Source organism: Variovorax sp. 01N429 (genome assembly GCF_056399425.1).
In genome coordinates this window covers 188,085-203,055 of the sequence record NZ_JBFTRG010000006.1, presented here as the reverse complement: position 1 = coordinate 203,055, position 14,971 = coordinate 188,085, and the positions used below count along the sequence as shown (strand labels likewise).

The window sequence follows — 14,971 nt, the reverse complement described above, 5'->3', positions numbered from 1 at the left end:
ACGTAACTTATCGTTGCATAAAAAGGTAGGCCATGGCCGCGTTGAGGGGAGGGACGGGAGCGAGAGCGGGGAGGCGCGAGTCTCCTCCTTGCCTGTCACGCGCGACTGCCTGCGCAAGCCATCCGTCCAGCAGTTGCCTTGCGAGCCGTCGGATCTCCCCCGCCAATGACGGCCAAATCGGCTACCGGCGTGATGTCGCCCGCCTGGACGAATCAGGTCATCTGCCATGACTCCAATGATCTTCGGGCCGGGCTCTCGCCGGCTCTTTGGCGTGTATCACGCGACTGAAGGCGCCGCAGACGCCGCCGTCCTCCTTTGTCCACCTTTCGGGCAGGAAGCGATACGTACGCATCGAATGTTCCGCGTGCTCTCCGATCGTCTCGCCCGTGCAGGAATGCCGGTGCTGCGATTCGACTATCACGGTACCGGCGACGCGCCGGGTGAAGACTTCGAGGGCGACATTCACGGCTGGGTCCGCGATGTCGGTATCGCCCACGAAGAACTGCGACGCCGCGCGGCGCCGCGCCGCATCATCTGGCTGGGTTCGCGCCTTGGCGCGGCGGTGGCCGTGCTCGCCACACAAGGCCGGTACAGCGACTTGTCGCGCCTGATCCTCTGGGACCCGATTCTCGATGGGGCGCGCTATCTGGAGGACGTACGCACAGCCCATGTCTCGGCCCTCGAGGTGTCGTATCTCAGGCCAAAGCCCGAATGGCGTCGCAGCCTCGTCGAGGACAAGGACGCCTTCACCGACGAGCTGCTCGGTTTCGCCGTTTCGCCGGAGCTGCGCCAGCAATTGCGAGCCCTGTCGCCCAGTTCGATGAAGCTGCCTCTGCTGCACTCGACCATCGTGCTGGCAGACCCCGAAGACACCGTTGCGCATACGTGGACTGTCGAGCAGGCCGAGCGCGGCGCGCCGGTGCGGCTGGTTCCCTTTTCGCACTCGCTGGTATGGACGTCCGACCCTTTCGCGGACAGCGCCATGGTTCCGGCCGAAGCTGTGCAATGCCTATGGAGGCACATCCATGAATGACTACAAGGAAATGCCGGTCCTGTTCGGGCCGGACGACTCTCTGATCGGGCTGATTGCGACGCCGGCGCAAAAATCGATGGCGCCTGTCGGATGCCTGCTGCTCAATGTGGGAGCCAATCACCGGGTCGGTCCACGCCGCATCAACGTCAAGCTGGCGCGACAGCTGGCGGGCATGGGCGTCAGCAGCATCCGCATCGATCTTGCCGGCCTCGGCGACAGTCGCCCGGCCAGCGGTGACGAGCATTTCCGCAAGCGGGAGGTGCTCGATCTTCAGGCGGCGATGAACCTGATGCAAACCTTGCTCGGCATCGAGCGCTTCGTTCTCGTCGGCCTGTGCTCGGGAGCGGGCAGCGGCCTCGCACTCTGTGTGAGCGATCCGCGGATGATCGGCTTGCTGATGTTCGACGGCTATACATTTCCGAGCCGTCGCGCTCGATGGGATCGAAGCCTTCAAAGCTTCCTGGCCGAGCGTTCGGTGACCGCACTGCTCGGGCGGGTGTATAGCAACATGCAGCGCGCGTTGCTGCCCGCACTCCACGCAGCATCGAAGGGCCGCACGGGGTCGGCAGCGGCGGCAGGGCCCGCGAGCATCTTCGCCGCGGACGACCGGCGCGCAGTCGCTGACCTGTTTTGCAGGTCCATGGGACAGATCGCGGAGCGCGACGTCGCGGTCATGTTCGTCTACAGCGCAACGCTCCAGGCCAGGGACTGGAACCGCGACCAACTCGGTCCATTCGTCAACGAACCGTTCATACGCAGGGCCGAATACCGTTTCCTGCCGGAGGTCGACCACAGTCTCTTATCGCTGAAGGCGCAAAAGATATTCATGTCCGTGGTGTGCGACTGGGCCATGCGAGTGATCCAAGGATCGGGCCGAGCCTTGTCGCCTTCCGCGGTCGCGACAGGGGAGGGCATCCGAATCCCGGAGCCGCGCGTCCCGACGGTGCTGGAGCACGCGCGGACTTGATGAGCGGGTTCACTGACCAACCATAAGTTCAAGAATCGGGAGGATGTCATGTCACCTATGTTCATACGCGCCTTGCGGCGGGGTGTCAGCGCAATTGCCATGGCCTTTGTATTTATCTTCCTGACATTGTTCATCTGGATTGATCCCAAGAACCCAAAGGAGGACGAATTTCGTGACAGCGTTTGATTGGGTGCTGGTCCTTGTCGCCGCATGTTGGGCGATAAAAGTGGCCTTTTATCGATAGCTTGTCTGGCTTGGGCGGCGGCCGAGATTCAAAGCGCCATCTTGATGATCGTGAAGTCATCCTCAAGCACACCCGGCCCGTGCGCGTCGCGCGCATAGTCCAGCAGCTTGTCCAACTCTGACTCCCCTTCGAGAACCGGACGCGCGAGCAATTCAGCAAAATCCGAGAACTCCAGCATCGAGCCGTCGGGTCTGCGGATCTCATAAGTCCCATCGCTGAAGATAAACAGCCGCGATGGCGATTCGAGAATGCACTGTCCTTCCTGGTAGCGCGCCGCAGGAGAGATGCCGACGCAAGGGCCGGACGCCTGCAGTTGCCGTCCGCCCCCCATCCCGTCGCAAGGCCCGTTCACAAGAATGGCCGGTGGATGGCCCGCGGAGGCATAACGAAGACCGCCGCTTGCACGGTGGTACACGCCGTACCAAACCGTGCAGAACAGCTCCCCGTGGCTTTCCATCTGATAAGCCAGATTGAGCGCAGTCAGCACCTCGCCGGGATTGCGGAAGTCGATTCGCGCAAGACCCTCCGAACGCAGCGTGTCCGCAACCGCCACCGATAGAAGGGCTGAGCCCACACCATGGCCACATACGTCGATGAGATACAGCGCGAAGTGCTCGTCGTCCACCCAGTGATAGCCGAACGAGTCTCCACCCAATTCGGTGGATGGAACGAATCGCCAGTCGACCACGAGCGGGCCCGACAGCGGTGCAGGGAGGATGGCTCGCACATATCGCTCGGCATCGCGCAGTTCCTGCTGCAGGCGGTCATGCGTGCGTTGCAGGTCCTCGCGGGACGAGGCAAGCTCGCGATGCGCGACAGTCAGTTCCTCGTTGGCGGACTCGAGTTGCGCAATCAACCTTGCCTCGCGCTGGCTGAGCAAGGTCATGTCGTAGGCCTTCTGCTGCACACGCCGCGCTTCCTCGTATTCCGCAGTCACGTCGAGCAGAAGAATCCAGACGGTGTTGTCATCCGCAAAGAAATGAACGTCCGCCACGCGGCCGCTCGGCATCTCCATCGATCGAATGAGGAAGGGAGTTTCCGCAAGCGGCAGCATGCCTTCGAGAAACGGGATCTGGTCCGAAGCAGCGCCCCCCGAACGGAGCTCAGCAAGCCCGTAATGCTCCAGGTGCCCGCCAGCCTGCACGAGGTTCAATGAGCCATCGACGACAAAGTGCGCGAGCACGCGCTGCGAATGCAACAGCGTCAGAAGCGAATCGGAGATGCGTGTCGGCAGATCGAGCATGACTATCGCGCAAGGCGCGCCGCCAGTTCCGCGAAGGTCTCCTGGACGCTATCGCCGGTCTTTGCGCTGGTGCGGCGAAAAGACCAGCCTGCGGCCTCCAGCACCTCGATGCGCTCCGGCGGGAGTGCCCAGTCCTCCACGAGATCGGCCTTGTTGAGCAGGACGAAGAAGGGCGTAGGCCCGATCTCCGCGGTGATGCGCTTCTGGATGGACTCCGCAGTCTCCAGCGTCTCAGGCCGTGTGCCATCCACCACGAGGAGATAGCCCGCGGCGCCACGGAGATAGCTCACGCGCACGGCGGCGATCTCGTCCTCTCCGGCGATGTCCCAGAGAATGAGCGCGATCTCTTCCGAGCCGACAGTCAGCACCTTCTTGTCGATCTTCACTCCGACCGTCGTGAGATAGGCATCCGAGAAGATGGAGTCGACATAGCGACGGACCAGACTGGTCTTGCCGACGCCGAACGCTCCGAGCAGGCAGATTTTCTTTTGCAGCATTGCTACTCGCCCACGGTTACGGAGAAGGACACGCGCCGATTCATCGACAGTTCGTCTTCGCTGGCGCCGGGTCTCAGCGGCTCCAGCGGCCCGGCGCCGCGAACGGCGAGCAATCCCTGGTCGATGCCACGCGCGCGCAGCATCGAACGCACGACTTCCGCACGGCCCACGCTGAGCGCGAGATTCGACGTGTCCTTGCCTGTGGCGTCGGCGTGTCCGACGATGGTTACCTTCACGGTGAACCCCAGGTTGCGGGCCACCTGGACCAATTCGCGCATGTCTGTTGCAACGGCATCGAGCTTGCTCTCCTGATCCGCCGCGGGTCGCGGCATTCCGAAATCGAAGTGAATGAGCTGTGACTGGATCGAGTCGCGCAGTCGAGCGTAGGTCGCATCTTCCACGTCCCTGAGTTGGCTGAGATCGACCTTCGGCGCGCCCGCGGGCAAGGTCAGCAGGTAGTTGCGCGCCTTGTCCGTCCACTGCTGGGTGGCGGTGCCGGCGACGCGAATGCCCCCGCCGTCCTGCGCGAGAAGAACTGTCGATGGGGGGCTCAGCGTCGCCTGCAGTCGCTTCAGCATGATGGCCGGATGCAATGCCTGATAGGGCTCCCAACGCCCGATGACACGCGCAGGGTCGAGGTGCGCCTTGTCCAGCAACGCCTCCGGCGCCATGGCGAGCGGATCGCGCAGCCCCGACACCAGCCACTTGCCGTCGCGGCGGTCGGCAGCCGTGACGACGATGCCTGGCTGGTCCTGCAATGCCGAGACATACGCATCGATGCGGCGGCTCTCGATGATCCGTTGCGCGAGCCAATAGCCCAATGCCAGCAGCAGTGCCAACGGAATGATCCACAGGAATGGAGAAAACTTTCTGTGCGTCTCGGCACTCTGCGACAGCAGGCATGGCCGCATCCGCTCACCAGCGGCTTCGAACGGGTCGGTGTCGCCTTGGAAATTGTCGAGTTCGGCATGCCACTCACTGTGGATGGCACCGAGCGTTTCGCCGATTTGGGTGCGCAGCATCGGGGGCGGATTGCCATGGATCACTGCGGCAAGAAAAGCCGACGGGCCTTCCTCGCACCAGAGCAGCAGGTCGCCCAAGCGCAGGCTGTCGATGCCGCGGCCGCCCGCGCCGCCCGTGCCCGCGTCATCAAACGAATCGCGCACGAAATCCTGGATCGCGGACAGCATCGCCGAGACCAGTTGTGGATCGCGCGTCGTCGCATCGTCCCTGGCGACATGCGCAAGCAGCAGGCCGGTCTTGCGATGAATGAGGAAGAGGTGTTCGACGCTGAACACGGCCGTGTGCTTGAGCACCACGTCGCGAAAAGTGCTGCCGGCGCGCCAGGCCTCGATGCGCCACTTGAGTCCGCGCCACGACAGGCTGTGCTTGAGTGCCTGATTGACCGATTGAAGCGTGCCGTCCAGCGTCTCGGCGATGGCCTTGCGAATCGCCGGACCCATGACCGGGTACAGGATGTCGACCATCGTGCCGGGATTCTTCCGGATCGACGCCTGGGTTGCGCGCTCGACGGTGGGTGCGATCACTTGGCCCAGGCGATCGTCCTGCTCGGCGGCCAGCGTAAAGGCGGCGGGCAGCACCGCGCCGACCGCGTCGGCGAATTCGCGTGGATCGTCGAATTTTTGCTGCAGCCTTGCCAGCGCCACCTGCTCGCGTTCGAGCAGTACGCCGCGCAGGGCATCCAGGCGAGGATCGGCCTCCAATCGGCTCGGCTCCGTAGCGGCCACGTCGGGGTTGACGCAGCGAGCCAGCTCCAGCAAAAGTCCGGCCAGCCGCCTGCTCCGATCGTCGTCAGAAGCGCTTCCAGGAGTGCTTGTCGCGGCGAGCGACAGGCGGGCGTTCACCGCTCACCCGTCCCGGCGCTCAGCCGCGCTCCCCGCCGTTGAGGCTCTTCGGCGTGGCGTCCTGGTTCAGGCATTTGGCGATCTCGACGAACAGCCCCGCGAGCAGATTGCGGTCCGTCTTGACATTGCTGAGCTCGGCGAACATCCGTTCGGTGGTGGTGCGCATGTCGTCCTGGCGCTTGCGCATCTCTTCGCGCAATCCCTGGACTTCATGGCTCAGGCGATCCGTGAAATCGCGTTCCTGGCGCGCCAGTTGGTCCGACACCTGCGCCAGGCGCTTCTCCAGTGCCTGTGTGTGATCGCGCAAGCTGCGCTCCAGCTCTTTGTCCGCGTCGGCCCGCAGATCCTTTTCTTCGCGAAACTGCCCGGCGACCGATTCCAGCTGCTTCTTGATCGTGGTTTCAAGATTGGTCAGGCTGCGCGACGACTCTGTCTCCAGATCGCGCATGCGCTGCTGAAAGCGGTCTTCGAGGATCGAAAAGCGCTTGTCGTAATCCTGCATCTGATTGCCGAACAGCAACTCGCGCATCTTGTCGACGCCGGACGTCTCGCCCGCTCCGTTGCCTTGGCTGGCCAGCGCCGCTTGAGCCGCCAGTGCGCTTTGCGCATCGATCATGGGTGAAGGTTTGTTGGCTGCAGTTCCCATCGAAATCTCCTCGGTAGTGGATTGAGAGGTGGCGCTTTCGGCGCGGTGAAGCGAATCCCTGGCGGCAGGAATGGACAGAAATGGATTCAAGGCGGCCTGCCGGCTCTAAAAAGCAGCGTCAGGCAATTGCGTCCGTCTTCGTGCCGATAGCTCAGGTCGTCTGAAAAGCGGCGAACGATCGGGATGCCCCATCCGCCAATGCGCGCGTCCTGGACGCTGGTCGCGCGCGCCGGTTCGGGCACCTTCCGGGGGTCGAACTCGCTTCCCTCGTCTTCGACTTCGAGCGCCACGTTCTCGCCTTGCCAACCCAGGCGCAGCAAGATGAGCTGCCCACCATTGCCGCATGCATAGTTCATGATGTTGGTCACGACCTCGGTGGAGCAGAGATCGAGCTTCAATGCGAGCTTCGGAGAAAGTCGCTGGCTCTCCGCCCAATCCTGAATCCAGCTGCTGATGCGCGAGAGTTCGCGCAACTCGCTTCCGACGAGCAGGGATGCCTTCGGCTCCCCGTCGTGATCGGACATCAGCGGCTTTCGGCGAGCGCCATCAGCGCGCTGCAGGCTGTGTCGACGTCGGGGTACACCGGGATGATCGAGTCGATGCCCGCCATCTTGAGAACCTCCGCAACCAGGGGCTGAGGGTTGGCCAACGCCATGCCGCCACCGCGCATCGACTGGGCCCTCGCGTTGATGACGAGCGTCCGGATGCCGATCGAGGCCAGGAAAGACACTTCCGACAGGTCCACCACGGCGAGAAGCTTTCGGGTCGCCACCAGCGCGGCAAAGCGGGTATCGATGTCGTGCCCGCCGATGCTGTCCATTCGGCCGACGAGACTGATCTTTTCGACACCGTCAGCCAGCTGTTCGCTTCTCAGATCCATACGGTCTCCGCGGTCGAATATCGATGGGGGTCCAGTCGGTTAGAACCTTCTTCTAGCTTACGCCGAAATCATTTCGGCGTCGATGGGCCGATCGCTCTACTCGTTGTCCGTGCGCGCAGGCACATTGCGAAGGGCTTCGACCAGCCGATCGACCCTGATGGGCTTTGTGAGGTAGTCGTCCATTCCGGCCGCGATGCAGATCTCCTGGTCGCCCTGCATGGCATTGGCAGTCATGGCCACGATGCGCGGGCGTCGCTCGGCATCCATCAGGGTGCAGATCTGCCTCGTCGCGTCCAGCCCATCGAGCTCCGGCATCTGAACATCCATCAGCACCACGTCATAGGTTTGGCGCTGGACGGATTCGACCGCTTCGATGCCGTTCGAAGCCAGGTCGGCCCGGTAGCCCATCTGCTGCAGGAGGCGCATCGCAAGCTTCTGGTTCACCGCGTTGTCCTCCGCCAGCAGGATGCGCAGCGGATGGCGCGCAGCCATCGTCGGGTCGATTTGCGGCTTGGCCGCGACGCTGGGCGCGGGCTTCGCAGCCGATTCATGCGCGAGCAGGTTGACCAGCGTGTCGAACAGTTGCGACTGGTGGATGGGCTTCGACAGATAGGCGTTGAACAGCGGTTCAGCATCGCCCGTCCCTCCAATATCCCGCCGCCCAAGCGAGCTGAAGAGCACGAGCGGAAGAGTCGGATGCTTGGCACGAATGCGCCGCGCCAGTTCGCTGCCGTCCATCTCCGGCATGTGCATGTCGAGGATCGTGAGATCGAACTGCTGCCCCTGTTCGAGCAAGCGCAGTGCCTCCAGCGGCGATTCGACGTCGCGCGAATCCATGCCCCACTTCGCGGTCTGGAGCGTGAGCACGCGGCGGTTGGTTGCGTTGTCGTCCACGATCAACACACGCTTGCCTTGCAGCTCGGCTTGCACGCCGGCAAAGACGCGGCGCTTGCTCGGTGGCGTCTCGGCGACCTGCGCTTCCATGGTCATGAAGAAGGTTGAGCCCGTGCCCGGTCCGTCGCTTTCGACCCAGATGGTTCCGCCCATCAGTTCGGCCAGCCGCTTGCTGATGGCAAGGCCGAGGCCGGTGCCGCCGTACTTTCGGGTGGTGCTGGAGTCCGCCTGAGAGAAAGATTGAAAGAGCCGGCTCATGCCTTCCGCAGAGAGGCCGATGCCCGTGTCGCGCACGGCAAAAGTCAGGTGGACCTTGCCGGTCGGCAGGGGATTGGAGCTGACTGTCAGCACCACCTCACCCGTTTCCGTGAACTTGACCGAATTGCTCAGCAGGTTCAGCAGGACTTGCCGCAGGCGCGTGAGGTCGCTGCTCACGCCCAGCGGCACGTCGCCTTCGAATACATACGCGATGTCGAGCTTCTTCTCGGCTGCGCGAGTGCTCACGAGATCGAGCGCGGACTCCACGCATTCGCGAAGATCGAACGGGTGCGACTCGATGTCCATCCGGCCGGCTTCGATCTTCGAGTAATCGAGGATGTCGTTGATGATGGTCAGCAGCGCATCGCCCGAGTCGCGAATCGTCGAAACATAGTCGTGCTGATCGGCGTCGAGCGGCGTGTCGAGCAACAGGCCGCTCATGCCGATGACGGCATTCATCGGCGTGCGGATCTCGTGGCTCATGGTGGCCAGGAACGCGCTTTTGGCTTCGTTCGCGGCTTCGGCTGCGGCGCGCGCTTCCTTGGTTTCATTGAAAAGCCGTGCGTTCTGGATCGCGATGACCGCCTGGTCCGCAAAGGTTTCCAGCAGCTTGATTTCCTTCTCCGCGAAGGGCTCGGGCGGCTGGCGCGTGACGTGAATCGATCCGATGTATTTGCCCTCCCACAGGAGCGGCGCGATCATGATTGCGTAGTTGCCCATCTGTTCGGCAATCTCCCGCATGAATGCGGGCAGGTGCGGCTCGCCGAGCGCATCGGGAATGTGCAGCACTTCAGGGCCGGCCATGGCGGTGCCGATCGCCGAATGATCGATCGGTCGCGGATAGTATTTTTCGAGCGATTCGCGTGCGGAGCCGCGATGCGCGCTCAGGTGAACCAAACCGTCGTCGCCAATCAGCGAAATGCCGAGCTGCGCGCCCGAGAACAGCCGCTGGCAGCTTTCCAGGATCTTGTCGAAAACGGGTTGCGCGTTCTCCATCGACTCGCTGATGACCTGCAACACGTCGGCCGTGGCGGTCTGCTGCTCCAGCGCTTCCTGCGTCTCGTTGAAGAGCCGAGTGTTCTCGATGGCGATCACGGCCTGGTCGGCAAACATCTTGAGCAGGTCGATCTGCCGCTGCGGGGTTTCGCCGGGTTCGGGCCAGGCGGTGGAGATCGCTCCGACGGGCACGCCGTCCTTGAGCATCGGCGCGCAGATCATCCGGCGCCTGTCGCCGGTGCTTGCCAGCGTCCGGTCGTAGGTCGGGTCGGCCCATGCGTCTACGTTGGTCACGGCCCGCCGTTCGAGGATGACGCGCCCGTTCATCTGATGAGGGTCGGGCGGGGCGGGCCAGAGCGCACGCGCGGACTCCAGCGCCTGTGCGGACCAGTTGCGCGTCGCAGCCAGACGAACCAGCTGTCCGTCGTAGGTGAAGATCGCCGATGTCGGACCTTCGAAGAGCCACATGGTGCAGTCCAGGATGGCCTCGAAAACCGGCATCACGTCCCTGGGAGATTCGCTGATGACACGCAGCACGTCACTGACGGCCGTCTGGTATTCGAGCGACTCGGTCAGCTCGGCCGTGCGCTCTTCGACCTTGTGCAGTGCGACCTGCGTTTCGTTGAACAGGCGCCCGTTCTGGATCGCGATGACCGCCTGGTCTGCGAAGGTCTTGAGCAGGGCGCGCTCGCTCGGCCGAAACGGGCCGACTTCCGTCCGCTGCATGCTCAGGATGCCGATGCCCCGGCCTTCCCAGATGAGAGGCGCCGAGAGATTGGCGAAGCTCGTCCCGGCGTGCTCGGCATGGTGGCGCAAGACCGAAGGCGCGTTCGGATCGTTCAAGACGTCCGGAATCTCCACGAGATCGCCCGTTTGAAACGAACGCTCGGCAGAGGTCCCTGCCAACGACAGCGGATAGTGCGACTGCATCAGTTCTGCAAACTCCGCCAGGCGTTCGCCCTGGATGGAGGCGCGGCCGGTCGCCGTCATCAACCAACGCGTGAGTTCGAGATTGCCCTGGTTGTCAGCCATCATCAACGCGAAAGAGCTGCCGTCGAAAAGCCGCGCACAGCATTCGAGGATCTTGTCGAACACCGGGCCCGGATCCGCGACCGAACTGCCGATGACCTGCAGCACCTCCGCCGCGGCCGTCTGGTGGGCCAGGGCGTCCGCCATCTCTCGGCCGCGACGCTCTGTTTCATCGAAGAGGCGTGCGTTCTCCAGCGCCAGACCCGTGGTTGCCGCCACGGTTTCGAGCAGCCGCAGCTGATGCGGCCCGAACGCGTATTCGCGCTCATGGTTCTGCAGCGCAATGATCCCCAAGGCGCGGTCGCTGCCGATGATCGGGACGGCACAGACCGAAAGCGCCCAGTCTGTCCCCGGTGAAGGACGAAGGCCCAATCGCGTCTGCTCCTCGCGCGTGTTGGCAGCACCGCTTTGGCGCGTGCGCAGCAATTGCGCTATCGGCTCGTCCGGCTGCAGCGATCGCGCCGGCATCAGGGGGAGGGGACGGCCGTGCTCGTACCGGTACAGCACCTGAACCATGTTGGTCTTGTCGTCCCACCAGACGATGTTCAGATTGCCGGTGTCGAACAGCTCCCGCAGCTTGTCACCCACGAGGTCGACGATGGCCTTGAAGCCCAGCTTGGCCGCCATGCCCTGCTGGATGCTGTTGATCAGAGCGAGCTCATTGGTGCGCTGGCCGAGCGCACTCTGGCGATCGGCCAACTCGCGCCGGAGGCCCTCCCGGATGCGGATGTTTGCCAACGCGCTCGCGGCTTGGCGCGCGAGGGTCTCGAGCAAGTCGCAGTCTGCGTGATCGAAACGGCCGGTAGGGCCTTCGACGTCTGCGTACAGGTAACCCAGAAGTTCGCGTTCCGCGACCAAGGGCGCAATGAGGCACGAGCGCTGTTCAATGGCTTGGGCGCCCTGCGGCCCATGGCGCAGGCTCGCCTTGCGAGTGCGGGCGGTCTCGGCCAGCCAAGGTCGGACGGCGTCGAGCAGATGGGCAGCACTTTCGCGGCGGGGCAGCGATGCTCCGGCAGCAATCAGGCCAGTCGCGGTTTCGAGCACGAGAAGGACGCGCTGTGCGCCGACGACCTCGGCGGCTTCGCTGACCAGAAGTCGTGAAACTTCGTCGGCCCTGCGGAGTGCGTTCAATCGAAGTCCGACGTCGAGCAGCCGCTCGCGCGGATTGCGCACTTTGCTGTCGGCGCGTGGCGCATGCTTCGACAGGGGTCGAGATCGGGACTCAGCCATGGGGCGTTTGCCTTCAACGATCAGCGGGTTGATGCGCGGGGGGCGCACACGGCGTGCAGTCTAGCGGCCAAGAGGCTTCCTGCACGAGCCCTCTTTCAGGGCTCCATAGCAAAACAGGCCGCTGATGCGACCTGTTTGATGGGATGCTTTGCCAAGGGTGGTTCAGCGGGTTGCGGCGTCGTCGTCTTGCATCGACGCTTGGCGCGAACTCGAAATGCTGGAGACGATGCCCACCGCGCCGGCACGGATCAGTTCCTGGCGAAGTGCGGCTTCCAGCAGCCGGCGCGCAGTGTCCGGTTTGTCGTGGTCGTACTCTTCGTCCAATTCGCAGTGCAGGTAGTAATCGACTCGGGCCATCAGTCGCTCTACCGACGCTGCAAGGTCTGTCTCATTCATAAGTTCCGCTCCTCCGAAAATCCGTCGTGCGGAGTGGATCTTGATTTGATCCGACATACGCTCCCAAGAACTGACATCAGCCTGACCCCTATGGCTTTGTTGCATTATCCACCGCTCTCACAAATGTGTTGCACTGAATGTCGCCGGAGTCCAACAGGGCGTCATGGATAAACAACCCGGGGGGTGCTAGCGCAATCCGAGTCGACTCCACGCAGAGCCCAGACGGGAAGGTCGGGATGGCACGGGCGGCGCGGACGGCGGCGGCAACAGGTGACGGACGGACAACGCCACCTTGACGCAATCCTTGATGTGCAATTCGCCCAGCGCTCGCAGTGCCGCGTAACTGAGTGTCGCGGACACGGCTTGGCCAACGATGGGAACGTATCTCGCCGCCTGTTTGGCAGTCATCCGGAAACCGGCATGGCGCGCGAGCTTGATCAGCAGCTCCCGGGTGAGCAGCCGCCCGACAAGCAAGGCGCCCACCGCGGATGCAGCCTTTTGGATTCGCTCGCGGTCATAGGGCGCGAGGCGGTCGAGCTGCGTCACCGACAGCCCGAACTCGGCGCTGATCTGCGGAATCACGCGCGAGAGGAGGGCGGCGTCGGCCGCCCAGTCAATGCCGGGGATCGGCACCGCACCCACCGCGGCGGCCATCAAGGCCTTGCGGCCGAGCAGGCGGCGGCTGCGGCGGATTGCCGCAATCAGTTGCGGATCACCTTGGGCGAGATCGATGGCGGAAGACATTCCGCCGTCATTATCAGGCGGCGAGCGCTTCCAGTTGGCCCGAAAGGGTGAGCCAGCGTTCCTCGAGCTGCTCGATCTCGTCATTGAGCGCCTTCAGCCGTTTGCCCGCGTCCGCGATCTCGGCCGCGGCCAGCGGCTGCACCATTCGTTCTTCGATCGCTGCCTTTTCGCTGCCGGCAGCTGCAAGCCGCTGGTCGATTTGCGCGAGCTCTCGTTTGAGCGGCTTGGCCTGCTCGCTGCGTTGCTGACGCTCGTGCGCATCCTGCTTGCGCTGGTCCTTGCCTGAAAGGGAAGTCTCCGGCGCAGCCGGTGCCGGCGCTTTCGCGGCCTGCACTGGTGGTGCGACGGCCACCTCGGCGGCGGCTTCGCGGGTAGCCAGTTTGGCTTCTTCGCGGAGACGCTTTGCCTCGTCCAGCAAGTAACGCTGGTAGTCGTCCAGGTCGCCATCGAAGTCGCCGACCTTGCCCCGGCCGACCAGCCAGAACTCGTCGCACACCGAACGCAGCAGCGCGCGGTCGTGGCTCACCAGCATGAGCGTGCCTTCGAACTCGTTCAGCGCGACTGCGAGAGCTTCGCGCGTCGCCAGATCGAGGTGGTTGGTCGGCTCGTCGAGCAGCAGCAGGTTGGGGCGCTGCCAGACCATCATCGCCAGCACCAGCCGCGCCTTCTCGCCGCCGCTCATGGTTCCGACGGCCTGCTTCACCATGTCGCCGCTGAAGTTGAAGCTGCCGAGAAAGCCGCGCAAGTCCTGCTCGCCCGTGCGCTCCTTGACCGAGGCGCCGAGTTCGCGCGCCATGCGGACCATGTGTTCGAGCGGCGTGTCCTGCGGACGAAGCACGTCGAGTTCCTGCTGGGCAAAGTAGCCGATGTTCAGGCCCTTGCCTTCGGTGACGGTGCCGGCGAGAGCACCCATTTCGCGCGCGATCGTCTTCACCAGCGTCGACTTGCCCTGGCCGTTTGCGCCGAGGATGCCGATGCGCTGGCCGGCCAGCACCGAACGATTCACGCCCGTCAGGATGACCTTGGGCGGCGCGTCCTCGCTCTGATAGCCAAAGCTCGCAGCGCTGATCGAGAGCATCGGATTGGGGATGTTGCCCGGCTCCTTGAACTCGAAAGTGAAGTCGGCCTCCGCCAGCAGCGGCGCCACTTTTTCCATCCGCTCCAGTGCCTTGACGCGGCTCTGCGCCTGCTTGGCCTTGCTCGCCTTGGCCTTGAAGCGGTCGATGAATTTCTGCAAGTGCGCGATCTTGTCCTGCTGCTTGGCGAAGGCGGCTTGCTGCAGTTCCATCTGCTGGGCGCGGAGCAATTCGAAAGCGCTGTAGTTGCCGCCGTAGCGGGTGAGCTTGGCTTTTTCGATATGCAGGGTCACATCGGTCACGGCGTCGAGGAATTCGCGGTCGTGGCTGATGACGATCATCGTGCCGGCGTACTTCTGCAGCCAGGCTTCGAGCCAGACCAGCGCGTCCAGATCCAGGTGATTGGTCGGTTCGTCAAGCAGCAGCAGGTCGCTCGGACACATCAGCGCGCGCGCCAGCTGAAGGCGCATGCGCCAGCCGCCGGAGAAGCTGTTGACCGGATGCTCAAGCTCGTGCGCCTTGAACCCGAGTCCGAGGATCAGCGCCTGCGCGCGGGGCACGGCGTCGTGCTCGCCCGCATCCGCCAGGTCTGTGTACGCATGAGCCAGGGCCATGCCCATGTCGTGATCGTCCGGATCGGCCTCATGGCCGGCTTCGGCGAGCGCCAGCGTTTCGCGCAGTTCGACGAGCCGCGTGTCGCCGCCGACGACGAAGTCGGTGGCCGACTCGTCGGTTTCGGGCATGTTCTGCGCGACCTGCGCCATGCGCCACTGCTTGGGCATGGAGAAGTCGCCGCCGTCTTCATGCAGCGTGCCGTTGAAAAGCGCGAACAAGGTCGACTTGCCGGCGCCGTTGCGTCCGACCAGACCCACTTTTTCGCCGGGATTGATGGTGACGCTGGCGCCGTCGAGCAGCACTTTGGCGCTGCGGCGCAGGATGACGTTCTTGAGGGTGATCATGTCGGTGCCCGCCA

The 14,971-nt window shown here is 63.7% G+C and carries 12 protein-coding genes; 2 read left to right on the top strand and 10 right to left on the bottom strand.

The annotated features are described in order from the left end of the window. Positions 1-226: 226 nt before the first annotated feature. On the top strand, positions 227-1,033 hold the full coding sequence (locus tag AC1DSF_RS13235) for a serine aminopeptidase domain-containing protein (RefSeq protein WP_478123327.1): 807 nt from the start codon (positions 227-229) through the stop codon (positions 1,031-1,033). Then, entirely contained in the window at positions 1,026-2,000 is a 975-nt protein-coding gene (locus AC1DSF_RS13230; RefSeq protein WP_478123326.1) for an alpha/beta hydrolase family protein, read from the top strand. The genes AC1DSF_RS13235 and AC1DSF_RS13230 overlap by 8 nt, the downstream gene beginning before the upstream one ends. A gap of 272 nt (positions 2,001-2,272) precedes the next feature. Here AC1DSF_RS13230 and AC1DSF_RS13225 read toward each other — a convergent pair whose 3' ends face one another. The 10 genes from AC1DSF_RS13225 to AC1DSF_RS13180 form a co-directional block, all read right to left on the bottom strand. Then, a complete protein-coding gene (locus AC1DSF_RS13225; protein WP_478123325.1) occupies positions 2,273-3,487 on the bottom strand; it encodes a PP2C family protein-serine/threonine phosphatase in 1,215 nt (404 codons plus the stop codon). A gap of 2 nt (positions 3,488-3,489) precedes the next feature. Continuing rightward, positions 3,490-3,984, bottom strand: coding sequence for a Rab family GTPase (locus AC1DSF_RS13220; protein WP_478123324.1), 495 nt, complete (start codon positions 3,982-3,984; stop codon positions 3,490-3,492). Positions 3,985-3,986: 2 nt separating this feature from the next. Beyond that, positions 3,987-5,849 carry an OmpA family protein gene (locus AC1DSF_RS13215; protein WP_478123323.1) on the bottom strand — a complete coding sequence of 621 codons (1,863 nt, stop codon included), beginning with the start codon at positions 5,847-5,849 and terminating at the stop codon, positions 3,987-3,989. A 19-nt stretch (positions 5,850-5,868) separates the two neighbouring features. Further along, positions 5,869-6,495: a hypothetical protein gene (locus AC1DSF_RS13210; protein ID WP_478123322.1), complete on the bottom strand. Its 627-nt coding sequence runs from the start codon at positions 6,493-6,495 to the stop codon at positions 5,869-5,871. 86 nt (positions 6,496-6,581) lie between these two features. Beyond that, positions 6,582-7,019: an ATP-binding protein gene (locus AC1DSF_RS13205; RefSeq protein ID WP_478123321.1), complete on the bottom strand. Its 438-nt coding sequence runs from the start codon at positions 7,017-7,019 to the stop codon at positions 6,582-6,584. Further along, a complete protein-coding gene (locus AC1DSF_RS13200; RefSeq protein ID WP_478123320.1) occupies positions 7,019-7,375 on the bottom strand; it encodes an STAS domain-containing protein in 357 nt (118 codons plus the stop codon). Before AC1DSF_RS13200 ends, AC1DSF_RS13205 begins: the two co-directional genes overlap by 1 nt. A gap of 96 nt (positions 7,376-7,471) precedes the next feature. After that, positions 7,472-11,782 (bottom strand): GAF domain-containing protein, encoded by a 4,311-nt coding sequence (locus AC1DSF_RS13195; RefSeq protein WP_478123319.1) that lies wholly within the window; start codon positions 11,780-11,782, stop codon positions 7,472-7,474. 162 nt (positions 11,783-11,944) lie between these two features. After that, positions 11,945-12,178 (bottom strand): hypothetical protein, encoded by a 234-nt coding sequence (locus AC1DSF_RS13190; protein ID WP_478123318.1) that lies wholly within the window; start codon positions 12,176-12,178, stop codon positions 11,945-11,947. A gap of 186 nt (positions 12,179-12,364) precedes the next feature. Continuing rightward, positions 12,365-12,922 (bottom strand): hypothetical protein, encoded by a 558-nt coding sequence (locus AC1DSF_RS13185; protein WP_478123317.1) that lies wholly within the window; start codon positions 12,920-12,922, stop codon positions 12,365-12,367. Between the two features lie 13 nt (positions 12,923-12,935). Then, a complete protein-coding gene (locus AC1DSF_RS13180; protein ID WP_478123316.1) occupies positions 12,936-14,957 on the bottom strand; it encodes an ABC-F family ATP-binding cassette domain-containing protein in 2,022 nt (673 codons plus the stop codon). Between the last annotated feature and the right edge of the window lie 14 nt (positions 14,958-14,971).